The 24,239-nt window shown below is 71.7% G+C and carries 26 protein-coding genes; 6 read left to right on the top strand and 20 right to left on the bottom strand.

The window, feature by feature from the left end; genetic code table 11:
* Positions 1–115: 115 nt before the first annotated feature.
* The 4 genes from ACPPVT_RS10935 to ACPPVT_RS10920 form a co-directional block, all read right to left on the bottom strand.
* Positions 116–925 (bottom strand): enoyl-CoA hydratase/isomerase family protein, encoded by an 810-nt coding sequence (locus tag ACPPVT_RS10935; protein WP_426567012.1) that lies wholly within the window; start codon positions 923–925, stop codon positions 116–118.
* A gap of 48 nt (positions 926–973) precedes the next feature.
* Complete coding sequence (locus ACPPVT_RS10930; RefSeq protein ID WP_426567011.1) at positions 974–1,183, bottom strand: helix-turn-helix domain-containing protein; 210 nt, start codon at positions 1,181–1,183, stop codon at positions 974–976.
* A gap of 65 nt (positions 1,184–1,248) precedes the next feature.
* Positions 1,249–2,847 carry an ABC-F family ATP-binding cassette domain-containing protein gene (locus ACPPVT_RS10925; protein WP_426567010.1) on the bottom strand — a complete coding sequence of 533 codons (1,599 nt, stop codon included), beginning with the start codon at positions 2,845–2,847 and terminating at the stop codon, positions 1,249–1,251.
* A 146-nt stretch (positions 2,848–2,993) separates the two neighbouring features.
* Complete coding sequence (locus ACPPVT_RS10920) at positions 2,994–4,577, bottom strand: pentapeptide repeat-containing protein (RefSeq protein WP_426567009.1); 1,584 nt, start codon at positions 4,575–4,577, stop codon at positions 2,994–2,996.
* Between the two features lie 413 nt (positions 4,578–4,990).
* Here ACPPVT_RS10920 and ACPPVT_RS10915 point away from each other — a divergent pair, with 413 nt between their 5' ends.
* Entirely contained in the window at positions 4,991–6,220 is a 1,230-nt protein-coding gene (locus tag ACPPVT_RS10915) for a S8 family serine peptidase (protein ID WP_426567008.1), read from the top strand.
* Positions 6,221–6,251: 31 nt separating this feature from the next.
* Here the strand turns inward: ACPPVT_RS10915 and ACPPVT_RS10910 are convergent, their stop codons facing one another.
* Genes ACPPVT_RS10910 through ACPPVT_RS10900 form a run of 3 tightly spaced genes read right to left on the bottom strand, consistent with a single transcriptional unit; the run spans position 6,252 to position 10,120 of the window.
* A complete protein-coding gene (locus tag ACPPVT_RS10910) occupies positions 6,252–8,981 on the bottom strand; it encodes a CHAT domain-containing protein (RefSeq protein WP_426567007.1) in 2,730 nt (909 codons plus the stop codon).
* A gap of 27 nt (positions 8,982–9,008) precedes the next feature.
* The gene (locus tag ACPPVT_RS10905) at positions 9,009–9,455 is read right to left on the bottom strand and encodes a hypothetical protein (RefSeq protein WP_426567006.1); all 447 of its coding nucleotides are present in this window, start codon (positions 9,453–9,455) and stop codon (positions 9,009–9,011) included.
* Positions 9,455–10,120 (bottom strand): RNA polymerase sigma factor, encoded by a 666-nt coding sequence (locus tag ACPPVT_RS10900; protein WP_426567005.1) that lies wholly within the window; start codon positions 10,118–10,120, stop codon positions 9,455–9,457. Before ACPPVT_RS10900 ends, ACPPVT_RS10905 begins: the two co-directional genes overlap by 1 nt.
* Before the next feature lie 269 nt (positions 10,121–10,389).
* On the opposite strand from ACPPVT_RS10900, the gene ACPPVT_RS10895 reads away from it, so the two are divergent.
* The 5 genes from ACPPVT_RS10895 to ACPPVT_RS10875 are packed head-to-tail and all read left to right on the top strand — an operon-like array spanning position 10,390 to position 14,629.
* Positions 10,390–10,989 (top strand): biotin transporter BioY, encoded by a 600-nt coding sequence (locus ACPPVT_RS10895; RefSeq protein WP_426567004.1) that lies wholly within the window; start codon positions 10,390–10,392, stop codon positions 10,987–10,989.
* Between the two features lie 21 nt (positions 10,990–11,010).
* Positions 11,011–12,129 carry an AMP-binding protein gene (locus ACPPVT_RS10890; RefSeq protein ID WP_426567003.1) on the top strand — a complete coding sequence of 373 codons (1,119 nt, stop codon included), beginning with the start codon at positions 11,011–11,013 and terminating at the stop codon, positions 12,127–12,129.
* A 6-nt stretch (positions 12,130–12,135) separates the two neighbouring features.
* Positions 12,136–13,332, top strand: coding sequence for a thiolase family protein (locus tag ACPPVT_RS10885; RefSeq protein ID WP_426567002.1), 1,197 nt, complete (start codon positions 12,136–12,138; stop codon positions 13,330–13,332).
* Positions 13,329–14,036 (top strand): energy-coupling factor ABC transporter ATP-binding protein, encoded by a 708-nt coding sequence (locus ACPPVT_RS10880; RefSeq protein WP_426567001.1) that lies wholly within the window; start codon positions 13,329–13,331, stop codon positions 14,034–14,036. Before ACPPVT_RS10885 ends, ACPPVT_RS10880 begins: the two co-directional genes overlap by 4 nt.
* Entirely contained in the window at positions 14,033–14,629 is a 597-nt protein-coding gene (locus ACPPVT_RS10875; protein WP_426567000.1) for an energy-coupling factor transporter transmembrane component T family protein, read from the top strand. The genes ACPPVT_RS10880 and ACPPVT_RS10875 overlap by 4 nt, the downstream gene beginning before the upstream one ends.
* Positions 14,630–14,637: 8 nt before the next feature.
* Here the strand turns inward: ACPPVT_RS10875 and ACPPVT_RS10870 are convergent, their stop codons facing one another.
* From ACPPVT_RS10870 to sufD, 13 genes are all read right to left on the bottom strand, one after another.
* Positions 14,638–15,477: an ABC transporter permease gene (locus ACPPVT_RS10870; protein ID WP_426566999.1), complete on the bottom strand. Its 840-nt coding sequence runs from the start codon at positions 15,475–15,477 to the stop codon at positions 14,638–14,640.
* A complete protein-coding gene (locus ACPPVT_RS10865) occupies positions 15,464–16,417 on the bottom strand; it encodes an ABC transporter ATP-binding protein (protein WP_426567123.1) in 954 nt (317 codons plus the stop codon). Before ACPPVT_RS10865 ends, ACPPVT_RS10870 begins: the two co-directional genes overlap by 14 nt.
* The gene (locus ACPPVT_RS10860; protein ID WP_426566998.1) at positions 16,390–17,541 is read right to left on the bottom strand and encodes a LolA family protein; all 1,152 of its coding nucleotides are present in this window, start codon (positions 17,539–17,541) and stop codon (positions 16,390–16,392) included. The genes ACPPVT_RS10865 and ACPPVT_RS10860 overlap by 28 nt, the downstream gene beginning before the upstream one ends.
* A 58-nt stretch (positions 17,542–17,599) precedes the next feature.
* A complete protein-coding gene (locus ACPPVT_RS10855; RefSeq protein WP_426566997.1) occupies positions 17,600–17,953 on the bottom strand; it encodes an SHOCT domain-containing protein in 354 nt (117 codons plus the stop codon).
* A 1-nt stretch (position 17,954) separates the two neighbouring features.
* On the bottom strand, positions 17,955–18,404 hold the full coding sequence (locus ACPPVT_RS10850; RefSeq protein WP_426566996.1) for a DUF6325 family protein: 450 nt from the start codon (positions 18,402–18,404) through the stop codon (positions 17,955–17,957).
* Between the two features lie 61 nt (positions 18,405–18,465).
* A complete protein-coding gene (locus ACPPVT_RS10845) occupies positions 18,466–18,978 on the bottom strand; it encodes a nitroreductase family deazaflavin-dependent oxidoreductase (RefSeq protein WP_426566995.1) in 513 nt (170 codons plus the stop codon).
* Between the two features lie 22 nt (positions 18,979–19,000).
* Entirely contained in the window at positions 19,001–19,621 is a 621-nt protein-coding gene (locus tag ACPPVT_RS10840) for an acVLRF1 family peptidyl-tRNA hydrolase (protein WP_426566994.1), read from the bottom strand.
* 35 nt (positions 19,622–19,656) lie between these two features.
* Positions 19,657–20,004: a metal-sulfur cluster assembly factor gene (locus ACPPVT_RS10835; protein ID WP_426566993.1), complete on the bottom strand. Its 348-nt coding sequence runs from the start codon at positions 20,002–20,004 to the stop codon at positions 19,657–19,659.
* Positions 20,001–20,501 carry a Fe-S cluster assembly sulfur transfer protein SufU gene (gene sufU / locus ACPPVT_RS10830; protein WP_426566992.1) on the bottom strand — a complete coding sequence of 167 codons (501 nt, stop codon included), beginning with the start codon at positions 20,499–20,501 and terminating at the stop codon, positions 20,001–20,003. Before sufU ends, ACPPVT_RS10835 begins: the two co-directional genes overlap by 4 nt.
* On the bottom strand, positions 20,502–21,803 hold the full coding sequence (locus ACPPVT_RS10825) for a SufS family cysteine desulfurase (protein ID WP_426567122.1): 1,302 nt from the start codon (positions 21,801–21,803) through the stop codon (positions 20,502–20,504). It lies immediately after the preceding gene.
* Positions 21,804–21,838: 35 nt separating this feature from the next.
* Positions 21,839–22,597, bottom strand: a complete 759-nt coding sequence (gene sufC, locus ACPPVT_RS10820; RefSeq protein ID WP_426566991.1) for a Fe-S cluster assembly ATPase SufC — start codon at positions 22,595–22,597, stop codon at positions 21,839–21,841.
* A gap of 3 nt (positions 22,598–22,600) precedes the next feature.
* The gene (locus ACPPVT_RS10815; protein WP_426566990.1) at positions 22,601–22,969 is read right to left on the bottom strand and encodes a non-heme iron oxygenase ferredoxin subunit; all 369 of its coding nucleotides are present in this window, start codon (positions 22,967–22,969) and stop codon (positions 22,601–22,603) included.
* Positions 22,966–24,216: a Fe-S cluster assembly protein SufD gene (gene sufD, locus ACPPVT_RS10810; protein ID WP_426566989.1), complete on the bottom strand. Its 1,251-nt coding sequence runs from the start codon at positions 24,214–24,216 to the stop codon at positions 22,966–22,968. The genes ACPPVT_RS10815 and sufD overlap by 4 nt, the downstream gene beginning before the upstream one ends.
* Between the last annotated feature and the right edge of the window lie 23 nt (positions 24,217–24,239).

Below are 24,239 nucleotides of genomic sequence, written 5' to 3'. Positions count from 1 at the left end.
GTCTCCTTCGTGCCCATCGGGCACGGCCGCGGGCTCTTTCGTCGTCAGCTGTGCAACACCCGTCACACCACGGTGCTTCCCGCGGCGACCTGACGCACCACCCGACGACGCGGTGTCAGCCGGGCTGCATCGCCGCCGCCAGTGCGGCGAGCCGTCTACCCTGCGCGGCCCTCTCCGCGGCGTGCTGCTCGAGGTCGGTGCGGTCCTGAGCTCCGCGCAGCAGAGCCTTCGTCTCGCGGACCGCGCCGACGTCAGCGGCGGTCAGCGCGCCCAGCAGGTCGTCCACCGCGGCACCGAGGTGGGCGCGCTCGACGCGAAGGGATGCGAGCCCGATCCGAACCGCCTCCTCCGCACCGATCCAGCGGCCGGTGACGCAGACTTCCAACGCGCGGCTGTACCCGATGGCGCGCACCAGCGGGGACGTGCCGGTCAGGTCCGGGACCAGACCGAGGCTGGTCTCGCGCATCGCCAGCTGTGCGTCCTCCGCCACGATCCGCAGGTCACAGGCCAGAGCGAGCTGGAACCCGGCGCCGACCGCGTGTCCCTGCACGACGGCGACGCTGATCACCCGGTCGTCGCACAGCCAGCTGAAGCCCCGCTGGAAGGAGGCGATCGTGGCGTCGAGGTCGTCGCCCGTCATCCGGGCGAGATCCATCAATCCGGGCTCTCCCGGCAGGCCGGCACCGAACATGGCACGGTCCAGCCCGGCGCTGAAGGACTCCCCCTCGGCACGCAGCACCACAACGCGGACCGAGTCGTCCAGGGCGTCGCCGATCGCGGCCAGGGCACGCCACGTGCTGGGGGTCTGCGCGTTCCGCGCCTGCGGACGGTCGAGGGTGACCGTGAGCACCGCACCCTCGACGTCGGCGCGGAGGTGACCGCCGGCCAGCAGGTCAGGGTCGACGTCCAGCTGCGATTGCGACATGTCCGCGAGCCTAGCCAGCCGGCCGAGGCTCGCGGGCAGGCAGTCGGTTCAGCCGCTCCGCCGTCGCGTCGCCCCTCCACGACCGCGTAGCACCAGGTCGCTCTCGGACAGCACCCGGTGGACGAAGCCGTACGATCGGCCCGTCTCGTGGGAGATGTCGCGGATGCTCTTTCCCTCGCGGTACAGGGATGTGACCTTCTTGGTCATCTTGGCCCTGTCGTCCCCAGTCAGCCGCGCGCCCTTCTTGACGGTGGTCATGTGGGCTCCTCTACTCTCGGGCTTTCATGGTCCGAGATGTCGGGGTTCCGCGCCACTCGAGATGATCAGGCGAGTGCGACCAGGTCGGCGTAGTCGGCGCTCCAGAGGTCCTCGTCGCCGTCCGGTAGGAGCAGCACTCGCTCGGGCTCGAGCGCGTGCACCGCGCCCTCGTCGTGGGTGACCAGGACGACGGCGCCCTTGTAGGTGCGCAGCGCGCCGAGCACCTCGTCCCGGCTGGCGGGGTCGAGGTTGTTCGTCGGCTCGTCGAGCAGCAGCACGTTGGCGCTGGAGACCACCAGGGTGGCCAGCGCGAGACGCGTCTTCTCGCCGCCGGACAGCACGCGCACCGGCTTCTCGGCGTCGTCCCCGCTGAACAGGAAGGAGCCGAGCACCTTGCGCACGTCCGTGTCACCGAGGTCCGGAGCGGCCGTGCGCATGTTCTCCAGCACCGTGCGCTCGGTGTCCAGCGTCTCGTGCTCCTGCGCGTAGTAGCCGAGCTTGAGGCCGTGGCCGGGGTTGACGTCGCCGGTGTCCGGCGGGTCGATGCCGGCCAGCATCCGCAGCAGCGTGGTCTTGCCCGCACCGTTCAGCCCCAGGACGACGACCTTGCTGCCCCGGTCGATGGCCAGGTCGACGTCGGTGAACACCTCGAGCGAGCCGTAGGACCGTGACAGCCCCGCTGCGGTCAGTGGGGTGCGACCACAGGGAGCCGGTTCGGGGAACCGCAGCTTCGCGACCTTGTCGCTGACCCGCTGGTCCTCGAGCCCTGCCAGCAGCCGCTCGGCCCGGCGCGCCATGTTCTGTGCGGCAACGGCTTTGCTCGCCTTCGCGCGCATCTTGTCGGCCTGCGACAGCAGGGTGGCGGCCTTCTTCTCGGCGTTCGCCCGCTCGCGCTTGCGGCGTCGCTCGTCGGTCTCGCGCTGGGTGAGGTAGAGCTTCCAGCCGACGTTGTACAGGTCGAGCTCGGCCCGGTTGGCGTCCAGGTGGAAGACACGGTTGACCACCACGTCCAGCAGCCCCACGTCGTGGCTGATGATCACCAGGCCACCACGGAACGCCTTCAGGTAGTCGCGCAGCCAGCTGATCGAGTCGGCGTCCAGGTGGTTGGTCGGCTCGTCGAGCAGCAGCGTCTGGGCGCCGCTGAACAGGATGCGGGCCAGCTCGACCCGGCGCCGCTGACCACCGGACAGGGTGTGCAGCGGCTGGCCGAGCACCCGCTCGGGCAGGGCCAGGCTGCTGGCGATGCTGGCTGCCTCGCTCTCGGCCGAGTAGCCGCCCCGGGACTGGAACTCGGCATCCAGGCGGCTGTAGCGGGCCATCGCCTTGTCGCGTGTCTCGTCGTCGGCGCTGGCCATCCGGGCCTCGGTCTCGCGCAGGTCGCGGATGACGACATCCAGCCCGCGGGCGGACAGGATGCGGTCCCGGGCCAGCACCTCGAGGTCCCCGGTGCGTGGGTCCTGCGGCAGGTAGCCGACCTCGCCCGAGCTGGTCACCGTGCCGGCCGCGGGTTGCCCCTGGGCGGCCAGGATCTTCGTCAGCGTGGTCTTGCCCGCGCCGTTGCGACCGACCAGGCCGATCCGGTCGCCGCTGGCGACCCGGAACGAGGCGGCCTCGAGCAGCACACGCGCGCCGGCGCGCACCTCGAGTGCGGTGGCGGTGATCACGGTGATGGGCCTCTCACGCAGAAGGATGGGTGGGACGGCTGCTCTCGTCGTCGCCCAAGGCGTGCGGCCGAACTCCCGAGCAGTCTACGCGAGTGTCAGCCGGCCCCCGCGCGCCCAGCAGGGCGGCCAAGGTTGTAGTCCGGGGGTCAGGTCGAGCCGTCGTCCACTGCCGACGAATCCCCCGCGGCACCGACCCCCGGACTGCCAGCGAGGGTCGCCGGACCGCGGACGTCAGGCCACGTGTGGAACGGTGTGCCGCTGAGTTCGCTCCGCTTCGTGTTCTTCATGCCGTAGACGGTGGGGACAACCGCGAACGTCGCCCTCGAGAATCTGGCGTCACCGAACGTCACGCTGTCGAATCGCGCGTTCCTGGCGAAGGTGGCGTTGCCGAACCGGGCATCCACGAAGGTCCCGCCAGCGAACTCTGCGTCCCCGACGAACGCGGTGCCGATGAACCCGACGGACCCCGAGACGGCACCGCTGCGAAACCCGGCGAACCGAGTGAAGGTCGCGTCATCGAACCTCGCGTTCTGGAACGTGGCGTTGCCGAATCTGGCGTCTCCGCAGAACTTCGCACCGTCGAACCACGCGTCCTGGAAGGTCGCACCCTCGAACCCGCAGTCCTTGGCGAAGGTTGCGTCCTCGAACCCGGCATCGGCGGTGAACGTCGCGGGGTCGAACCTGGCGAGCCCGCCAAAGGTCGCGTGGTCGAACCTGGCGGCCCCACCGAACGTCACGTGGTCGAACCTGACGCCCCCGCCAAAGGTCGCGTGGTCGAACCTCTCGCTGGCGCCGAACGTCGCGCCGTCGAACCGGACGTCGCCGGTCAACCTCGCGTGATCGAACCTGGCGCCCCCCTTCAGGGTCGCGTTGTCGAACCTGGTCGCCCCCAGGAAGTTCGCCTCGTCGAATCTGATCTCCCCGTCGAACTTCGCCCCGTCGAACCTCGCGTCCACGCAGAACGTCGCGTGGTCGAACCTGGCGTCCCCGGTGAAAGTGGCGCCGCTGAACGACATGCGCCGGTGGCAGACAATGGAATCGAAGGCCAGCTCGTGCAGCGTCGTGTTGTCCAGGTCGAACTCGTGGTCCGTCCAGTCCACCGCGCCCTTGCTGGGCCTGAGGTGCTCGGCGATCCGTCGCTGGATGGTGTCGCGGACCTCAAGCTCGCCGGCATCGTCGGGGCCGACCTGTTGATGCGTTCGCGCGGACATCCGAAGGTAGGCACAGAGGACGTCGATGCAGCTCTGGCGTTGTTCCTCCCAGTCGTCGGCCAGCCTGGCCATCGCGTACACGCCGGCCAGTCGCACGGCTGGTTGAACGTGGCCGAGCTGCTCCGCCGCTGTGGTGTACCGCTGGGCCAGCTGGACGGCGTCCGCGCGCAGTGAGTCGGCTTCGGTGAGCCGCTGCTTGCGATAGGCGTACAGACCGGCCAGCACGGCTCCGATGAAGGCTGCGACGGAGATGGTCGTCTTGACGACCTCCAACGTGTTCACTGCCGGGGGCTGTCCGGGAACCACCACCGGCGGCGCGGCATCGCGCAGCTGCAGGTAGATCAGATACGCCACTCCACCAGCGGCAGCCACGACGAGAGGCGCGGAGATCCAGACCCGCCACATCCGCGGGGTCTCACCTGGCGCTGCGTGTTGTGGCCGGACCCAGGCCAGGAAGCGCCTGGCGGGGCGATGCCTGCGGCGAGGCGCCCCGTCGTCCACGCCCTGGACCTCGGACATGAGGCAAAGGTAGCCCGACCAGAACTATTTTCGCCCAAGCCGTATCAGGGTCCGCTCGCCCCGCTCTGTCAGGTCGTGACGGCAGACGACGTCGCGTGCGTCTCCGACGGAGGGGAGCGATCGATGGTGCAGAGCGAGCGAGTGGTACGAGCCCGCCGGGCGAACGTTGCACGAGCCCGTGCGCGGATCATCATCGCCAGGCGACGTGCGCGGGCCGAGGCTGTGGGGTACCAACCACCGTCCGGCGGGCCGCGATGGTCCTGGGATCCAGAGCCGCCGCAGCCTGGAAGTACTGGCTGAGACGTGGGGGTCGGGGGCAGACTGCTTCCGACCCCCACGACGCATGTCTTGAGGTGGTCGAGCCCGGCCACCACGGGTGAGCTGACCCGAGACGACCTCGACGAAGGACGGTCATGAACGCATCCCAGGACTGGCAGCGCCGGCGCGCTGACGCACTTGCTCGCGCACTCGCCCGCGAGCCCCACCAGGGCGGGGTGGCACAGGTCGACGCAGATGAGGGCTACCTCTTCCGACCCGGCCAGCTGCTGCTCGGGCGCGGCGCGGTCGACGAGCTGCGCAGCGAGACCCAGTCCTCCCGCGTGCGGCCGGACGAGGAGCTGAACGCCCGCTTCGAGGGCCGCGGGGTCGACCTGCAGGCCTGGCAGATCCCTTCGGACGTCCGACTCACCGCGCTGCAGCGCACGCTGGCGCCTCGTGTCGAGGCAGTTGGCTCGCACGTGGCCCTCAACCACGTCTTCGCCGGCGAGTGGGTGTACTTCGGTGGGCCTGCCAGCGAGCCGTCCATCGCTACCGGCCTGACGATCCCGGCGTCGTTCAACTTGCTTTCCGACGACCCCGACCTGGCCGTTCTCGACACGGGAGTCACCGACCCGGCCCACGCGCTGTTCGCGCCAGCCCTGCTGGACGAGATGGCCGACGACATCGATCGGCTCAACGAGGACGGAGACAGGTTCCTCGACACCGAGGCCGGCCACGGCACGTTCATCTGCGGCCTGGCGCAGCGCGTCGCCCCGAACCTCGCGCTCGAGCAGCGAAAGGTGCTGACGTCCAACGGTTTCGGTGATGACCTCACTGTCGCTCTGGGGGTTGCGGAGACGACGGCACCCGTGATCAACCTGTCTCTGGGTGGCTACACCCGCGACAACCGACGGCCTCGCGCCCTGCGGGCGGCTTTGTCGGCCTTGGACCCCTCACGCGTGGTGGTCGCCGCCGCGGGCAACAACGGGCACAGCCGCCGCTTCTGGCCGGCCGCCTTCCGCGAGGTCATCGCGGTGGCTGCCTACGACAGCGCCAACGGGCGGACGGCCTCGTTCAGCAACTACGGGCCCTGGGTCGACGTCTGCGCTCCCGGGGTCGATCTGCACAGCTCGTACGTCGACGGGGTCCGGGACGGCGTGACGGACGATCCCCAGTTCAGCGGATGGGCGACCTGGAGCGGGACCTCCTTCGCGGCCCCGCTGGTGGCAGCGGAGATCGCGCGTCGTACCGCGACGTCGAACCGCACAGCTCGCGAGGTCGCCGACGAGTTCCTCGAGGAGCTCGGGGACCTCCCAGAGGACGGCTATGGACGGCGATACGCGCCGGCGACCGACGTGCGGCTGCCGGCCGCAACGACGGCGTGACTCAGGACGCGGTGACTCAGGACGCGGTGACTCAGCAGCCGTAGAGGTCGAAACCGGCACTGGTCGCGTAGCCGGCCGGTGAGCCCAGGTCGAGGGTGCGGCGCGCCGCGAGGAGCGCCGCACCCGCGTCCAGGCCGTCAGCCAAGTTCCTGTGCAGCGCGTCCATCAGGACCGCGGTCTCCTCGTCCGGCGTCGGCAGGGTGGTCGCGATGACCCCTGCCGATCCCATCGTGAGCAGGGCGTGCGCCACCCCCAGCAGCTGGTTCCCGGGCAGGACCTGCGCAGCCGCGGAGTGGCACGCGGCGAGGACGACCAGCTCCGGCGGGCGCCGCAGTCCCTCGAGGTCGTAGACGGTCAGGTCGCCGTCGGCCAGCCTCAGCGACGACAGGAGCGGGTTGTCCGAGCGGAACCTGCCGTGCGCCGCGACGTGGGCGACGGACGCCCCGTCCAGCAGCTCAAGCGTGGTGGCCACCGTCGCGGCCGCACCGAACTGCACGGTCGCGAACCGGGCTCGGTGCTCGGGCATGGTCGGTGCGAGGGTGACACCCGGGCCCGTGACGAACACTTCCGGCCGGTCGACGCTCTTGGGTGCGCGCATCGACCTGTTCGAGCGGGCGGCCAGCCAGGCCGTGCCGGACCGCACGAGATGGGTCGGGCATCCCTGCAGGCTGGGCAGCAGGGCCCAAGGAACGGCGTGAAGCGCCTCGGTCGGTGCTACCACGACGCCTGGAAGACCCTCGGCACCCGCCAGCTGCAGCGCCTCATGCAGCGGTGTCACCAACAGCTGGTCGAGCTGCGAGGCAGACTCCTGGGCACCGGCGAGCGCGGCGGCGAGTGCCCCCGGGCTGCCTCTTCCGGTCGCCAGCCGGGCCAACGCGAACTGCAGGTGGGCCAGGCGATCCTCGACCTCACGAACCCTGCCGAGGTGGTGCAGCCGGACCCTGGCCGATCCGGTGCCGGCCAGGGTGAGGGCCAACAGGTCGCCTTCGGTCACGACGTACTCGACGAAGCTGCGACCAGCCAAACCGCGGACGAGCTCGACTGCCGAGGCTGGCGGCAGTGGGGGGCTCCAGGCTCCTGGCTCTGCTCGACGACTGAGCCGGACCACGTCCCGTTCGCGAGCAGCCAGAGTCAGCGCGGCGGATCGATCGCCCGACGCGCCGACCCCGGCCTCCTGTGCCTCGGTCGACGCTCGCCGCAGACGCTCGATCGCCTGAGACAGCTCGGGGTCGCGAGGCGGCCTGACCGGGCGGGACCGCAGGTCCTGCCCACGCCATCGCTCAACCTCGCGCAACAGGCGGTCGGCTGAGCCACTGTCCAACGCGACCCGGATGCCGACCCGCGCCAGATCCTGGGCCAGCGCCGGGACGTGGGCCTGCAGGTCGCTCGCCCCCAGTCCCGCCCGGTGGCGCGACAGGACGGTCATGCCTGCCCGCACTGCACTGGCCGCACCTTGCGCGTCGCCGCGGCGCTGCCTCAGCAATGCCGCCGCGTGCCAGTAACGGATCCGGGTGACAGTGGATGCGCCGACCGTGGCGTCCTTGGCCTCACTCAGCAGCACGTCTGCCTGGCCGTGCCGTCCGGACGCCGAGGCGGCACGTGCCGCTGCCAGGCGCGCTTCGGTGGCGGCATCGGCCCACCGGGCCTCGTCGAGCGCGGAGACCAGGGCGCGGGCTCTGCGGTCCAGACCCGGCTCGCCCTGCTCCTCGAGCGCGAGGAGCTCGAGGAGTCGTGCCTGCAGCACCCATCCCTTGCGGCCCTGCCTCGCTGCGAGCTGGCGGGCCGAGCGCGCGTACTCGACAGCGCTGACCGGGTCGGCATCCAGCAGGGTGATCCGCGCAAGCAGTGCCTGGCACTCCATCAGGTCCGCGCCCTGGTTGGCCTCCGCCAGCGCCTGCAGGGCACGTTCGGCGAGCTGGCGGGCCTCCGTGACCACACCGCACGCGAGCATCAGTGAGGCGCGATCCAGCAGCCGCAGTCCGACGATGTACCCGTGGCGATCGCAGATCGGATCGGCCTCGTCGAACCGCTCCAGCGCGAGGACGACGTCGCTGCGCTCACGAGCCAGGCAGCCCAGGTTCCACATCGCCCCGGCGGCGTCCAGCTCTCGTCCGGCAGCGAGGAAGAGCTCGCGGGTGCGATCCAGGTCCTGCTCCGCCTCGGCGATCTCACCGCGGAACGCGTGCAGGATCCCTCGGTTTCCGCGGGCCCGCGACTCCCAGACCTCGTCACCGCTTGCGACGAACACCGGCACCACGCGGTCATAGACCTCCAGCGCCTCACCGAACCTGCCGCAGCGCTGCAGGATCAGCGCGCGCTGCGCCTCCAAACGGGCCTTCGGCAGCCCGTCCAGCACGTCTGCCGCCGTCCCGGACTGCCGCAGCGCCTGCGAGGTCTTGCCGAGGTCGAGCAGCACGAACGAGCGGGTCATCCGCGCCTCGGCCGCACCCTGCGGGTCACCGGCCTGGGTGGCAGAGCGCACCGCGCGCAGCAGCGCGCCGTCCGCGGTGGCGAGGTCGCCCTTGGCGCGGGCGCCGAGACCCAGGGCGCGCCAGGCAAGCGTGCGCGCGGCGGCGTCCTTGCGGCCGCGGGCCGACGCCAGCGCGAACTCGGCCTGGGCAATCGCGGCGGACGGGTCGGTGCCGACCAGCTCCATCGCCTCGGCGGCGAGCTCTTGGACGCGGTCGTCGCGCATCGAGCGCGCGGCAACGACCGTCTGCCTCGGGACGGTCATCGTGGGCACACGCTCAGTCTGGGTCACCACGAGCAGTGTCCTACAGCCGGACCGTTACAAGGAAACCCATTCGGTACGAAGCCGACGTCCGTCGGGGGTGGTCAGCCGCAGGCTGAGCGTGCGAGCGCTCACCTCGGCGCGGAACCGACCCATCTCGTCGACCGCCACCGGCTCGGACCCGGCCAGGGTGTGCACGGTCATCTCCTGGACCGCACCGGTGATCTGGCCGACGATCTGCCAGCCGGAGCGCTCGCGGCGCGAGCCGAGGTCGATCTCGAGGTCCTCCAGGGCGAAGGACAGCCAGTTGTCGGACTCACCGCGCACGAAGGTGGTGGCCAGCGACTCGACCAGCGGGATCAGCTCGGCGTCCAGGTCGCGCAGGATGAAGGCCGCACGAGCGGCCTCGCTGACGACGTCGGGCACAGGGTCGAGCTCGTCGTACATGGAGCCCAGCCGGCTGAGCAGGCGCTCGTCCGGGTCCGGGGGCGTGATGAAGGCCATCAGCTGTCCCCTCCGTTCGTGTCGTCGTCGTTGCTGCTGTTCGGGTTGAAACCCATGTCCAGCAGCACGTCCTTGAGTCTTTGCAGGCACCGGCCCCGCGTGGGGCCGATACTCCCGATCGGCATTCCGAAGGCCTCTGACACCGCGTCGTAGCGCGGCGGCGGTGAGGCCGAGAGCACTCTGAGTAGTCGTTGGCAGCGGTCGTCGAGCTCGCGGACGGCCCGGAGCAGGGTGGCGTCGCGTTCGCTGCTGAGCAGCGACTCCTCGACCCCGATCCCGCTGTCCGGCATCGACTGCAGCTCGTCGTCCGCCCCGTCGCGGCGTTCGCGCTGGCGACGGGTGACGATCCGCAGCGACTCCCGGCGGGCGGTGGTCGCCAGCCAGGCGCCTAGCCGGTCAGGCTCCTGGATGGCGGACATGTGCTCGACCAGCCGCAGCCAGGTCGTCTGCACGGCGTCGGCCGAGTCCGCCGAGTTCAGCCGGTGCGAACGCGCCACCGACCAGACCAGCCGCTCGTAGCGGCGCACGATCTCGTCCCAGGCGGACTGAGCGCCTGCGGCTGCGCGCGCGAGCAGGTCGCCGACGCTGGCCTCACCAACAGGATCGTTGGTGACAGCCGACGGCTTGGACGTTGCGTGACCGCCCGACGCGATGCCGGCACTCATGGAACTCTCCCAAGGACGGCGGGCTGCCCATTCTGGTCGCCCATTGACCAGCGCGACAAGCCCGCCGTCCCCACACGCGAAGTGCGCCCTCATGTCCAGTAAGAGCAACCGGGCGCGATCCTGATACACCAAGCACGGACTACCGTGGGTCACGACGAACCTGATCTTGACATCTGGACCGTCACGAAGCGGACAGATCGCCACCCGCTAGCCTGCGGGCGCCGGGGACGCTCGCCGATCGTCCTGCCCGCCACCGACCAGAGGCTGACATGACCGCACACCGCTCCTCCGCCCGTGACCTCGCACTGATCGCCTCCTTCGCAGCCCTGATGGCCGTGCTCGGCCTGCCCGGCTCGATCACCCTGTTCGGCAACGCAGTGCCGGTCACGCTGCAGACGCTCGGGGTCATGCTCGCCGGATCGATCCTGGGGGCCAGGCGCGGCTTCCTGTCGATGGTCGTGTTCCTCGCCCTGGTGGCGGCGGGGCTGCCGCTGCTGGCCGGTGGCCGTGGCGGGCTCGCGGTGTTCGCCGGCCCCAGCGCCGGCTACCTGATCGGCTGGCCGATCGGCGCGTTCGTGATCGGCTGGATGGTCGAGCGCCGGCTGCCGGCCTACCCGGTGTGGTGGGGGCTGACCGCCAACGTCGTCGGTGGTATCGGCGTGATCTACCTGATCGGGATCCCCGTGCAGGCGCAGGTGCTCGGCACGAAGACCATCGTGGCCACCGCGATCAGCGCGCTGATCTACCTGCCGGGTGACCTCGCGAAGGCGATCATCGCGACGTTCGTCGCAGCTGCCGTGCATCGCGGCTACCCGACGCACGCTTCGGGCCACAAGGTCGACCGCGAGAGCGCGACCTCGGCGTCCTGAGCCGCTGACCCCAACGTCGTCATGCCGGTCGAGCTGCCCCGGCCTGACCAGGTGCTCGACCGCCTCGCGTCGCGCCTGGAGGTCGCCGGGCCGGGTCCGCTGGCTGTGCTCGACCCGCTCTGGCCGCCGCCGATCCGCGCCGCGGCGCAGGCAGAGCTGGAGCGAGCCGAGCAGGCCGGCTCGCTGAGCGCCGGGGACCTCGTACTGTTCACCTCAGGGGCGACCGGACGCGCCCGCGCGGTGGTCCGAACCGTCGAGTCCTGGCGGGCCAGCCTCGACCCGTTGACCTCGCTGACCGGCCTCGGCCGGGACGACGAGGTGTGGCTACCGCTGCCGTTGACCTCGACCCTGTCCCTGTACGGCGGCCTGCACGCCCGAGCCGTCGGGGCACGCACCCACCGCGGTCCGGCACTGCCGGCCACCGCCACCGCCGCGCACCTGGTGCCGACCGCGCTCGAGCGGGCGTGCGACCAGGTGGACCGCGGCGAACCGACCAGCCTGCGGGTCGTCGTGGTGGCGGGCGCCCCCCTGGCGCCTGGGCTGCGGTTCCGGGCCGAGCGTTTCGGCTGGCAAGTCGTCGAGTACTACGGCGCCGCCGAGCTCTCCTTCGTCGGCTTCCGCAGCGGGTCGGGACCGATGACGGACTTTCCTGGCGCACAGACCAGGCTGGACGACGCCGGTGTGCTGTGGGTCCGTTCGCCGTACGTGTGCCGTGGATACCTGGCCGACGACGGGGGTGGCGCGCTGCAACGGCAGGGTCACTGGGCCAGCGTGGGCGACCGGGCACGAAGGGCCGGCTCCGGCTGGGAGGTCCTCGGGCGCGGATCCACCGCGGTGAGCACCGGGGGGCACACCGTGCTGGTCGAGGAGGTCGAGGGCGTGCTGGCCTCGGTGCCGGGAGTGCTGGACGTCGCCGTGCTCGGTCTCCCCCACCCGGACCTTGGCCAGGTGGTCGCCGCCGTCGTGGTGACCCAGGACGTCGTCCGGCGCCGCGATCTCGAGCAGGTGGTCCGCGGGCTGCCCGCAGCAGCCAGACCGCGCCGTTGGCTGCGTGCACAGTCCGTGCCTCGGACGTCGTCCGGCAAGATCCGCCGCGACCAGGTCGCCCGGCAGGCTCAGGACCTGCCACCTCTACCCTGACAGCCGATGCCCTCCACGGTCCGTCTGCTCACGCCCGAAACCGCCGATCCGCGCACCCCGGTGGTGGTTGCCGCACGCCGTACGCCGATCGGCACGGCCGGTCGGGCGCTGGCCGGCCTGGACGTGGTGGCGCTGGCAACCCCGGTCCTGCGGGCGCTGGTCGACGATGTGGGGCCGGTGGCGCAGCGCCCCGACACGGTCGACGAGGTCATCCTCGGCAACTGCATGGGACCGGGCGGGGACCCGGCGCGGGTGGCCGCGCTGGCCGCCGGGCTCGGACTTGCCGTCCCCGGGCTGACCGTGGACCGCCAGTGCGGCAGCGGCCTTGAGGCCGTGAACGTCGGCGCGCTGCGCGTGCTCTGCGGTGACCGGCTCGTGCTGGCCGGCGGGGTGGAGAGCGCCAGCACGGCACCGACCCGGCTCGCCCTCGCACCGGACGGCGCTCGGGTGGCCTACGACCGAGCCCGGTTCTCCCCCGACGAGATCGGCGACCCCGGCATGGGCGAGGCCGCGGACGACCTGGCCCGTGAGCGGGCGATCAGCCGGCTACGGCAGGACGAGTACGCCGTCCGCTCGCACGCGCTCGCCGTGGCGAACGCGGACGCCGGCCGCTACCGCGCCGAGCTGGTGCCGGTCGGCGGCGTCGACCGCGACGAGCGGCCACGTGCCGGTCTGGACGTCGCGACGCTCGGCCGGTTCCGGCCGGCGTTCACCCCCGACGGCACGGCGACGGCGGGTAACTCCTGCGGGATCAGCGACGGCTGCGCGGCGGTGGCGCTGCTCGACGAGGCCACCCGACGCGACCTGGGGCTGCCCGGACTGGCGATCCGAGCGGTCGCCAGCGCCGGCGTCCACCCGCGCCTTCCCGGACTCGGCCCGGTGCCCGCCGTGCAGTCGGTGCTGTCGGCAGCTGGACTGGGCTGGGCGGACGTGGGCGCGGTGGAGCTGACCGAGGCGTTCGCGGCGCAGGTGCTCGCCTGCACGGACGCCTGGGGGCTCGACCCGCTCGGCGCGGACGGCGACCGGGTCTGCGCGCAGGGCGGCGCCATCGCGCTCGGCCACCCCTGGGGTGCCAGCGGAGCCCTGCTGATGGTGCGGCTGTTCAGCCGGATGGTGCGTGAGCAGGGCCCGCGGTTCGGGGTCGCCGCGTGCGCGGTCGGTGGCGGCCAGGGCGTCGCCCTGCTCGTGGAGCGGGTCGGATGATCCGGCTCGAGGGGGTCAGTCACAGCTTCGGCGACCAACCGGTGCTGGTTGACGTCGACCTCGAGCTGGGCGAGCGACGGATCGCCGTGATCGGTGCCAACGGGTCCGGCAAGTCCACCTTGGCCCGCCTTCTCAACGGGCTCGTGCTCCCCACCCGCGGCCGGGTCACGGTCGACGGCCTGGACACCCGGCGGGACGGCGCCGCAGTCCGGCGCCGGGTCGGTTTCGTGTTCACCGACCCGGACGCCCAGATCGTGATGCCAACGGTCGGTGAGGACGTCGCGTTCTCCCTGCGCCGCCGCAAGGACCTGTCTCCCGTCGACCGGGCACGAATGGTCGAGGACACCCTGCAGCGCTTCGGGCTCACCGGCTTGTCGGACCGGCCCGCCCACCTGCTGTCCGGCGGTCAGAAGCAGCTGCTCGCACTAGCCGCCGTGATGGTGACCGAGCCTGCGGTGCTCGTCTGCGACGAGCCGACCACCCTGCTGGACCTGCGCAACACCGGCCGGATCGCCGCGATGCTGGACGCGCTCGCGCAGCAGGTCGTGCTGGTCACCCACCAGCTCGACCTGGTGCTGGGCTACCAGCGGGTGCTCGTGGTCGATGAGGGCCGGGTGGTGTTCGACGGGCCGGGAGGCGAGGCGGTCGAGCACTACCAGCGGCTGATGCGGGCGTCCGGCGAGCCTCCGGTGGGTGCGTCGTGATCGGGCTGTACCGCCCCGGAACCTCGCTTCTGCACCGCTGCCCGGCCGGGTTGAAGCTGGCCTTGCTGCTGGTCGGGACGGCGGTCCTGGTTGCGGTCAGGTCCCCGACCGCGGTGGCCGTGGGCGCGGCGTTGGTGCTGCTGGGGTACGCCCTGGCGGGCTGGGGTCCGCTGGTGGTCGGTGCCCAGGTGTGGCCGCTGCGCTGGTTCCTGCTGTTCCTGGTGCCGTTCCAGTGGTGGTCCGGTGGCTGGTCGGCCGTCGTCGTCGTGGTGGGCACGATGCTGGTCGCGGTCGCCGCTGCCGGCCTGGTCACCCTGTCGACCCGGGTCACCGCCATGCTCGACGTCGCAGTCGCCGTGCTGGGACCGTTCCAGCGCTTCGGCGTGGAGCCCGACCGGGTGGCGCTCGTGCTCGCCCTCACGGTGCGCGCCGTCCCGGTGCTGGCCGGCACCTACGGTCAGGCCCGGGACGCGCGGCGGGCTCGCGGCCTGGAGCGCAGCCCGCGGGCGCTGCTGGTGCCGCTCGTGCTGCGCACCATGCGGCACGCGGACCAGCTCGGCGAGGCGCTGGCGGCCCGCGGCGTCGACGACTGACCGCGCCGCTACAGCACGTCCCGAGTGGTGAACCGGGCCCAGGCCGCGGCACCGAAGACCAGCACGTAACCCAGCTGCAGCAGCAGTCCGTGCACCATCATCGAAGTGTCCACCGGCTGACGCAGCAGGTCGCCGAAGGCCAGCCAGTAGTGCGTCGGCAGCCAGGGGTGGATGGCCGAAACCTGCGGGATCACGTCGAGGATCTGGCTGGTGATGGCTAGCCCGACCGTGGTGGCCATGGCGGCGATGGGCACGTCGGTCAGCGTCGAGACGAACACCCCCACGGCGCTGAGGCCGGCCAACGACAGCCCGACGTAGCCGGCGACGGCGGCGCCGCGCACGATCGCGTCGCCGGCACTGATCGTGCCGCCGGACAGCAGCGCCACGTCGTGCAGCGGGAACAGCGCCGCACCCACCAACCACCCGGCGACCGCGACCACGAAGGTGGCTACCAGGCAGAACAGGATCGCGGACGCCAGCTTGACGACGGCCAGCCGGGTGCGACCCGCCGGCGCGACCAGCAGGTAGCGCAGCGTGCCCATCTGGGCCTCGCCGGCGATGCTGTCCCCCGCGACCACGCCGACCGCGAGCGGCAGGAAGAGCGGCAGCTCGACGGTCAGCGCGGTGAACGCGATGAACAGCCCGTTCTGCGTGACGTCGCTCAGGAAGGGCGGTCCCTCGCCGGGGTTGCTTGGGCCGCCGAAGGTGCGCACCACCACCGCGATCAGCACCGGGACGGCGGCCAGCACCGCGAGCCCGGCCCGGATCCGCATCCGGCCGAGCAGCAGGCCGAGCTCGCTGTTCAGCAGCCGCAGGGTGGCCCGGCCCGGCACGTCAGCCGGCGACATCGAAGCCCTCCCCGGTCAACGCCACGAAGGCCTCCTCGAGGGAGGGGCGCTCGACCGTCAGGCCCTGCACCCGGACTCCGTCGCGGACCAGCGCGGCGCACGCGACGTCCGGCTGCATGGTGCCCACCGGCGCGCTGACCGCGTGCGCGTCCTGGAGGACGTCTGTCAGCCCCAGCCCGGCCAACGTCGCCGCTGCGGTCGCGATGTCCGGGGTGGTGACGACGAGGCGGCTGCTGACCGACGAGCGCAGCGCGGAGACCTCACCGTCCGCGACCAGCCGTCCACGGGACAGCACCGCCGCATGCGTGCAGATCTGCTCGACCTCGGCCAGCAGGTGGCTGGACACGAACACCGTGGTGCCTTCGGTGGCCAGCTCACGGACCAGGGCCCGCACCTCGCGGGTTCCCTGTGGGTCGAGACCGTTCGTCGGCTCGTCCAGCACCAGCAGGTCCCGCGGGCGCAGCAGCGCGGCGGCGATGCCCAGCCGCTGACGCATCCCGAGCGAGTAGGCCTTGTAGCGCTTGCCGCGTGCGGCGGCCAGACCCACCCGCTCCAGGGCCAGGTCGATCCGGGCGTCCCGGGTTGCTCGCGGGGCAGTCGGATCGGCGGCGTCGATCCGGGCGAGGTTCTCCTGGCCGGTCAGAAACGGGTAGCAGGCCGGGCCCTCGATCAGCGCGCCCACCCGCGGCAGCGCGGATGGCGAGGCCGCCGGCATGGTCTCGCCGAACAGCTCGACCGCCCCGGACGTCGGCTGGGCCAGTCCGAGCACCATCCGGATCGTGGTGGTCTTGCCCGACCCGTTCGGCCCGAGGAAGCCGTAGACGGTGCCGTCGGGGACGTCGAGGTCCAGCTGGTCGACGGCGACCTGTCCACCCCGGAAGCGCTTGGTCAACGCACGGGTGCGGATCGCGCTCAACGCGCCTGCGCGGCCGGCAGCGATGCGACTCGGACGAGCTCGGCAGGGGTGACGGCGCCCACCAGCACCCGGCCGTCGTCCGTGAGAAGGACGCTGGCCAGTCGGGTGCGCAGCACGCGGCCGGAGCCGAACGCCCCGTGCACCGGTCGAGCCGCCTGCAGCAGCGCCGGCCCGATGCCCGGCCCGGTGTCGCCCCGAGCCCCGGAGCCAGCCGCCGCACCAGACAGCTGCTGGGTCAGGTCATCGCCCTGAACCCCGGCGGCCACGAGCACCGAGCTCCAGCCGCTGCCGACCTGCTGGACGTCGGGCGCCTTGCCCGTGGGCGCCGGCGAGACCCGATCCGCGGCGTTCGGCACCGTGACGTCCCGGACCGTGGACCCGGGCGGAGCGGTGAAGTGGAAGGTCGACGCGGCCGGTGCGCTCAGCCGCAGGGAGGTGAACCCGACATCGACGGCCGCCTCTCGGCTGCCCCGGGGGACGACCACCGCACGAAGTGCGATGCCGGTCTTCGCGTCGACGTACAGGTCGACCGAGCCGACCAGCGTCGCGGCATCCCGCGGGACCAGCCGCAGGTCGTACGCGGCGCGGCCGGCGACTTTGGCGTTGCGCCCGACCGAGACGTCCGTGGTGGGCGAGATCGCGGACAACGCCTGGTCGGCCGCCTCCTGAGGGGTCAGGGGCGTGGCCGACGTCCGGTCGAGCGGGTGCTTGCTGCCGTTGGGCGTGCCGTTCTTGGCCGGCAACGTGGCCTTGGTGACCTCGCGGGTCTCGCTCGACCACGTCCACACCGTGCCGGCATCGTGCACGACGCTCGCCTGCGCGAGGTCGCCCATTAGGTCGACCCGCTGGCGCTGCGGCCCGTCGGCGAACACCCGAAGGGTCTGGGTGCCCGCGACGAGCGAGGACCAGTTCGCGCCGCGCCCGCTGGGCAGCGCGGGCAGTCCGAGACTCGTCGTCGAGCGGACCGTGCCGGACAGTTGGTCGACCCGCGCCTGCTGGGCCTTCACCAGCAGATCGCGAGCGGTGATGGTCGGCAGGTCGCCCGGGGAGGTGGCGGCCCACGCGGTCAACTGGGCACCACCGACCACCAGGCCGACGGCCGCAGCGGGCACGGCCCAGCGCAACCAGCGGGAACGGGCGACGTTCATCTGACCACTCTCTGTCAGGGAACGACGGATGACAACCAGGCTGAGGTGAAGGTCGTGTCTAGATCCCGAGCAGCTTGGCCTTGGTCGCGCTGAACTCCTCGTCGGTCAGCAGACCCTGCGCGTGCAGCTCGCCGAGCTGGCGCAGCTTGACCATCGGGTCCTCCTCCGCCGGGGCAGCCGCAGCCGCCGGCGCCGGCGCGACCGGCTGCTGGGCCTGCACCTGCGCGGCCGCCTGGGCAGCGGCCTGGTCGACCAGCATCTGCTGCTGGTCGGCCGCCTCCTGCTCCTTGCTCTGCGCCCGCCCCGCCTGACGGCGCTGCACGTTTCCGGAGACGGCGGTCGCGGTGCCCGCGACCACAGCCGTTCGAGCCGCCATACCCATCAGCCCGGGTCGTCCACCACGTCGTCGCATCTCAGACCTCTTCCGCTTCCAGGGCCGCGATCGCTCGCAGCACGTCCACCAGGGGTACTCGCTCCATCGCCACGACGAACCCGCCGGAGTCGCGGATCGCGGTCGACAGCTTGGCCGCCCAGGTGTTCTCCCAGACGACCACCAGGGCGCCTTGACCTGGCGTCAACGCGTCGGCGATCTCTCGGATCTCGTCCTCGCCGAGCAGGTCGAAGTGCTCGTCCTGGGCGATCTGGCCGAAGGCCTCGTTCACCTCGGAGTCCTCGATCTCGATGATCGCGATGCTGCCGTTCTCGTCCTTGACCACGAAGGCCAGGTCGATGATCCGCACCGTCCCGTTGGCCTGCAGCTCGGCGAGGGCGGGTCCGACCTGGCCGTTCAGCTGGTCGGTCTCGAAGGCAATGACGGCGACGTCGACCGGACCGATCTTGGTCACGTCCAGGGTGGTTGGCATGGGCTTCCTCCGTCGATCCGGGTGATGCCAAGACCTTGCGCCGTCCGCCGCCTGCGCGGCATCACCCGTGACGGGTGATGCTGGTTTCCTCGAGGACGAAGACGCCGATCTCTCGGTGGGCGGCGCGACGCTCGTAGTGCGTCCAACCGGGGTAGATCGACACGGCCTGGTCCCACAGCAGAGCCCGCTCGGGCCCCGTGGTGAGACGTGCGAGGACCGGACGGGTCTGCCCGCCCACCTCGAGCTCGGCCTGCGGGTGGGCGAGGAGGTTGTGGTACCAGGAGGGATGGGAGTGCTGGGCGAAGTTCGAGGCCACCACGACGAAGCCTTCGGGCGTGGGGAAGCCGCACAGCGGAACCGTCCGCGGTAGTCCGCTACGCGCCCCCCGGGTGGTCAGCTCGGCGACGTCCATGCCGGTGACCAGGCTGGTCAGCGTGTGCCGGCCACGGGTCAGCCGCCCGACGTGCGGGTCGACGTGGTGGATCGTGCGGGCGAGCACCCAGCTCAGCGGCGCGAGAGCCGCGATGCGCCGGGTGACCCGGTAGAACGGCGACGTGTGGCGGTAGTCCTGCACGCCTCGAGTGTGTCAGCAGGCCTCAGGCGTTGTGCACCTGGATCTGTACCGCCACAGCCCGGTGCGCGGCCTGGCGCAACACGTCGTCGCGGGGGTCCGGGACGTCGAGGTGCCGCGGCCGCGGCAGAGCACTGAGCTGGGCCAACCTGCGGTCCTCAAGCAACCGGTCGACCATGACGCGGTCACCGCCGGTCACCAGCAGGGCGCCGGCGGGCGGCTCACGGCCGTCCTCGCCGAGCACCACCCGCACTGCCGTCGCGGCGGCGGTGTCGATCAGACCCGCTGCCTGGTTGTCCCGCCGGCGAGCGAACCGGTGCTGGGACCAGCCGCCGGCAGCCGTGCGCGACTGCACGTAGCGGGTCCCGACCTTGGAGGCGGTCAGGGCGCCACCCTGCAGCACCCCGACGCCGTACCCGCCGCGGCGCAGCAGTAGCAGGACCACGGTGCGGTCAGGCAGCGCATGCTCGACGAAGCTGCCCGGCAGCTCGCCGGACGTCGCCGCGAACGGCACCAGCGGCGTGCACCGGGCCGTGGAGCCGTCCATACCGAGCAGGTCGAGTGCTCCGTCCACGACGGAGAACGACGCGTGACCGTGGCTCTCCTCGAAGCCCGCGATCCACCTGGCCAGACGGGCCGGCGACACCTCGACGAGACGGTCACCGGTCGGCGGGTGCTGGCTCAGAGGTTGAACCCCAGCGCGCGCAGCTGCTCGCGACCGTCGTCGGTGATCTTGTCCGGGCCCCACGGCGGCATCCAGACCCAGTTGATCCGGTGGCCGGTGGTGAGACCCTCCAGCGCCTGGGCGGTCTGGTCCTCGATCACGTCAGTCAGTGGGCACGCGGCGCTGGTCAGCGTCATGTCGATGATCGCGTTCGCATGCTGGTCGACGGTCACCCCGTAGACCAGGCCGAGGTCAACGACGTTGATGCCGAGCTCGGGGTCGACGACGTCGTGCAGGGCCTCCTCGACGTCCGCCACCGTCGGCGGCGTCGCGCCTGCCGGACTGTCGGTCGTGGTGTCGGTCATCGAGCATTCTCCTTGGTTTCGTGGCGGTCGCCGGTTTCGTGGCGGTCGCCGTCGTTCTGGGCGTCGACCGCCTGGGTCAACGCGTCCTGCAGGGCCATCCATCCCAGCAACGCGCACTTCACGCGCGCCGGGTAGCGCGAGACGCCGCTCAGCGCCACGCCGTCGCCGAGGGTGTCCTCGTCGCCGACGTCGTCGCCGCGGCTGGTGAGCATCGCACGCATCGACTCGAACGCGTCCTGGGCCTCGTCGAGTGGCCGGCCGCTGACCAGGTCGTGCAGCATCGAGGTGGAGGCCATGCTGATCGCGCAACCGATCGCCTCGTACGAGACGTCCTGCAGCACGGTCTCACCATCGGCCTCGGCCAGCCTCACCCGCAGCGTCACCTCGTCGCCGCAGGTGGTGTTGACGTGGTGCACCTGCGCCGCGAACGGGTCGCGCAGGCCCGCCCCATGCGGGGACTTCGAGTGCTCGAGGATGAGCTCCTTGTAGAGATCCACTCAGGCCCCCACACCGAACACGTCGCACACCCGGTCCAGCCCGGCGACCAGCGTGCGGACGTCGTCCAGCCCGTTGTACGGGCCGAAGGATGCGCGGGTGGTGGCGGTGATGCCGAACCTGCGGTGCAGCGGCCACGCGCAGTGGTGGCCGACCCGGACGGCGACGCCCAGGTCGTCCAGCACCTGACCGACGTCGTGCGAGTGCACGTCGTCCACCACGAAGGACACCGCTCCCCCGCGCTGCTCGGTGCTCGTGGGCCCGATCACCCGCACCCAGGCCCGCTCGGCGAGGGCGTCAAGCAGAGCGCCGGTGAGCATCCGCTCGTGCGCCTGCACGCGGGCCATGCCCGCGCCGTCCGGAGCCAGTGCACGCAGGTAGTCCGTGGCGGCGTGCAGGCCGACGGCCTGGGCGGCCATCGGGACGCCGGCCTCGAAGCGCTGTGGCGGGGCCGCGTACGTCGAGCCCTCCATCCGGACGACCTCGATCATCGAGCCGCCGGTCAGGAACGGCGGCATCGCCGCGAGCAGCTCACGGCGGCCCCACAGAACGCCGACGCCCGAGGGACCGAGCATCTTGTGCCCGGAGAAGACCGCGAAGTCCACGCCGAGCGCCGTCAGGTCGACGGGCAGGTGCGGTACCGACTGGCACGCGTCGAGCAGCACGAGAGCGCCGACCGCATGCGCCCGGGCCACGATCGGCGCCACGGGCGGCATCGTGCCCAGCACGTTCGAGGAGTGCGTGAAGGCGACCACCTTGGTGCGCTCGCCGACCACGGTGTCCAGCCCGGCCAGGTCGAGCCGGCCGTCGTCGTCCACCTCGAGCCAGCGCAGGCTGGCGCCGGTGCGGCGGCACAGCTCCTGCCAAGGCACCAGGTTGGCGTGGTGCTCCATCTCGGTGACCACGATCTCGTCGCCGGGGCCGAGCACGAAGCGCGCGGCCTCGAGCCCGGCGGTCGCGGCGTTGCTCATCGCGTAGGCGACCAGGTTGATGCCCTCGGTGGCGTTCTTGGTGAACACCACCTCGTCGGCCGCGACGCCGACGAAGTCCGCGACCGAGGCGCGAGCGGCCTCGAAGTCGTCGGTCGCCTCTTCTGCGAGCTGGTGTGCGCCTCGGTGCACTGCCGCGTTGTGCTGCTCGTAGAACGCCCGCTCGGCGTCCATCACCTGGCGCGGCTTCTGCGAGGTGGCACCCGAGTCGAGGTAGACCAGCTGGCGACCGTCGCGAACCGTGCGACCCAGGATCGGGAAGTCGGCGCGCAGGGCGGCGAGCTCGGCGTCGCCGAACGGGAGCGCCGTCGCCACGGAGGCGGCGTCCCGGTCGGCGACGGTGCTCACGGTCAGGCCTTGGCCGTGACGTACCGGTCGTAGCCCTCGTTCTCGAGGCGGTCGGCCAGCTCGGAGCCGCCCTCCTCGGCGATCCGGCCGTCGACGAAGACGTGCACGAAGTCGGGCTTGATGTAGCGCAGGATCCGCGTGTAGTGGGTGATCAGCAGCACGCCGACCTCGCCACCCTCGCGTACCCGGTTGACGCCCTCGCTGACCACCTTGAGCGCGTCGACGTCCAAGCCGGAGTCGGTCTCGTCGAGCACTGCGATGGTGGGGTTGAGCAGCTCCATCTGGAGGATCTCGTGGCGCTTCTTCTCGCCGCCGGAGAAGCCCTCGTTGACGTTGCGCTCAGCGAAGGTCGGGTCCATCCGCAGGTCGGCCATGGCCGCCTTGACGTCCTTCGTCCAGGTGCGCAGCGCGGGCGCCTGGCCGTCGATCGCGGTCTTGGCGGTGCGCAGGAAGTTCGACACCGTGACGCCGGGAACCTCGACCGGGTACTGCATGGCCAGGAACATCCCGGCGCGGGCGCGCTGGTCGACCGTCATCGCCAGGACATCCTCGCCGTCCAGGGTCACCGTGCCGCCGGTCACCTTGTACTTCGGGTGACCGGCGATGGAGTACGCCAGGGTCGACTTGCCGGAGCCGTTCGGGCCCATGAGCGCGTGGGTCTCGCCGGACCGGACGGTCAGGTCGACCCCGCGCAGGATCTCCTTGGTGCCCTGCTCGGTGTCGACGCTCACGTGCAGGTCGCGGATCTCGAGGATGGCCATGCGTCAGTGCTCCTTGCTGCTGGTGATCGGGCCGGAGGTGCCGGCGCCGGAAGTGTTGGGGGCGGCCACGTCGACCAGGACGACGTCGTCCTGGACGGTGACCGGGTAGACGTCGATCGGGCGGGTGGCGGGCAGGCCGGTCGGGGCGCCGGTGCGCAGGTCGAAGCGCGACCCGTGCAGCCAGCACTCGATCGTGCAGTCGTCGATCTCACCCTCGGACAGCGAGACCTCAGCGTGCGAGCAGGTGTCGTCCACCGCGTGCAGGCTGCCGTCCTCGGCGCGGACGACCGCGACGCGCTGGCCGTCGAGCAGTACCTGGACCGCGCCCACGTCGGGCAAGTCGTCCAGGTGGACTGCGGGCTGGAAGGTCATCCGCTCACCTGTGCCGGGGCGTGCGGCATCGAACCCTCGAGCTCGGTCTCGAGCGCGTCCTTGAGCAGCTGCTGGATGTCCGGCACGCCGATCTGGGCGAGGATGTCGGCGAAGAACCCGCGCACGACGAGGCGGCGGGCCTCGGCCTCGGTGATCCCGCGGGCCTGCAGGTAGAAGAGCTGCTCGTCGTCGAAGCGGCCGGTCGCGCTGGCGTGGCCCGCACCGGTGATCTCACCGGTCTCGATCTCGAGGTTCGGCACCGAGTCGGCGCGGGCGCCGTCGGTCAGCACGAGGTTGCGGTTCAGCTCGTAGGTATCGGTGCCCTGCGCACTGGCGCGGATCAGCACGTCCCCGACCCACACGGTGTGCGCCCCCTCGCCCTGCAGCGCGCCCTTGTAGGTCACGTGGCTCGAGCAGTGCGGCGCGCTGTGGTCCACGAAGGAACGGTGCTCGAGGTGCTGCCCGGCGTCCGCGAAGTAGATCCCGAACAACTTGGCGTCACCGCCGGGGCCGGCGAACTCGACGTTGGCGTTGATCCGGACGACCTTGCCGCCGAGAGACACCGCGACGTGCTTGAAGCGCGCGTCCCGCCCGACCCGCGCGTCGTGCTGGCCCAGGTGGATCGCGTCGTCGTCCCAGCGCTGCAGGCTGACGACAGTCAGCTCCGCGCCGTCGCCGACCACGATCTCGACGTTGCCGGTGTGCTGGCCGGACCCGATGTGGTCGATCACCACGGTGGCCTTGCTGAACCGGCCGGCCTCGATGACGGTGTGCCCGTTGCTGCGCAGGTCCGCCGCGCCAGTGAGCGCGACGCGGATCGGCTCGTGCAGCTCGGCCTCGGCCGGCACCTTCACGTACAGCGACTCCGGCGTGCCGGCGGAGGCGATGACGGCCGCACGGTCCGCCGGTACGAGAGCCCTGCCCCGAGGCGACTGGCCGGGCTCGAGGTTCGCCACGGAGACCTCGGCCGGCGCCTGCACGGCCCAGGTGGCCGCGCCGTCCTGGCTCGGGCGCTCCTCGAGGACCCCGCGCAGCAGGTCCATCGGCGTGAACCGCCACTCCTCCTCGCGGCCGGTCGGCATCGGGAAGTCGGCCACCTGGAACGAGCGACGGCGCTCGGCGCGGGACTGCTCGGGCACGCCGGGACCGCCGCCGTGCGAGTGGGCCTTCAGCCCGTGCTGGGCGGGTGCGGACGGGTCGAGCAGCACCGGCGCCGGGACGCTCGTCTGCTGGGTGGTATCGGTCATACGAGTGCTCGTGCTCCGCTTCT

The organism is Angustibacter sp. McL0619 (assembly GCF_049994355.1).
Taxonomy (GTDB): domain Bacteria; phylum Actinomycetota; class Actinomycetes; order Actinomycetales; family Angustibacteraceae; genus Angustibacter.
Note: the sequence above shows the minus strand (reverse complement) of the source record. Positions and strands in the feature narration are given on the sequence as shown.

Bases quoted from the DNA above. Each gene is read 5' to 3' on its own strand.
- ACPPVT_RS10935 (WP_426567012.1), bottom strand. From the start codon at position 925: ATGTCGCAATCGCAGCTGGACGTCGACCCTGACCTGCTGGCCGGCGGT.
- ACPPVT_RS10930 (WP_426567011.1), bottom strand. From the start codon at position 1,183: ATGACCACCGTCAAGAAGGGCGCGCGGCTGACTGGGGACGACAGGGCC.
- ACPPVT_RS10920 (WP_426567009.1), bottom strand. From the start codon at position 4,577: ATGTCCGAGGTCCAGGGCGTGGACGACGGGGCGCCTCGCCGCAGGCAT.
- ACPPVT_RS10915 (WP_426567008.1), top strand. From the start codon at position 4,991: ATGAACGCATCCCAGGACTGGCAGCGCCGGCGCGCTGACGCACTTGCT.
- ACPPVT_RS10905 (WP_426567006.1), bottom strand. From the start codon at position 9,455: ATGGCCTTCATCACGCCCCCGGACCCGGACGAGCGCCTGCTCAGCCGG.
- ACPPVT_RS10900 (WP_426567005.1), bottom strand. From the start codon at position 10,120: ATGAGTGCCGGCATCGCGTCGGGCGGTCACGCAACGTCCAAGCCGTCG.
- ACPPVT_RS10895 (WP_426567004.1), top strand. From the start codon at position 10,390: ATGACCGCACACCGCTCCTCCGCCCGTGACCTCGCACTGATCGCCTCC.
- ACPPVT_RS10890 (WP_426567003.1), top strand. From the start codon at position 11,011: ATGCCGGTCGAGCTGCCCCGGCCTGACCAGGTGCTCGACCGCCTCGCG.
- ACPPVT_RS10885 (WP_426567002.1), top strand. From the start codon at position 12,136: ATGCCCTCCACGGTCCGTCTGCTCACGCCCGAAACCGCCGATCCGCGC.
- ACPPVT_RS10880 (WP_426567001.1), top strand. From the start codon at position 13,329: ATGATCCGGCTCGAGGGGGTCAGTCACAGCTTCGGCGACCAACCGGTG.
- ACPPVT_RS10870 (WP_426566999.1), bottom strand. From the start codon at position 15,477: ATGTCGCCGGCTGACGTGCCGGGCCGGGCCACCCTGCGGCTGCTGAAC.
- ACPPVT_RS10860 (WP_426566998.1), bottom strand. From the start codon at position 17,541: ATGAACGTCGCCCGTTCCCGCTGGTTGCGCTGGGCCGTGCCCGCTGCG.
- ACPPVT_RS10855 (WP_426566997.1), bottom strand. From the start codon at position 17,953: ATGCGACGACGTGGTGGACGACCCGGGCTGATGGGTATGGCGGCTCGA.
- ACPPVT_RS10850 (WP_426566996.1), bottom strand. From the start codon at position 18,404: ATGCCAACCACCCTGGACGTGACCAAGATCGGTCCGGTCGACGTCGCC.
- ACPPVT_RS10835 (WP_426566993.1), bottom strand. From the start codon at position 20,004: ATGACCGACACCACGACCGACAGTCCGGCAGGCGCGACGCCGCCGACG.
- sufC (WP_426566991.1), bottom strand. From the start codon at position 22,597: ATGGCCATCCTCGAGATCCGCGACCTGCACGTGAGCGTCGACACCGAG.
- ACPPVT_RS10815 (WP_426566990.1), bottom strand. From the start codon at position 22,969: ATGACCTTCCAGCCCGCAGTCCACCTGGACGACTTGCCCGACGTGGGC.
- sufD (WP_426566989.1), bottom strand. From the start codon at position 24,216: ATGACCGATACCACCCAGCAGACGAGCGTCCCGGCGCCGGTGCTGCTC.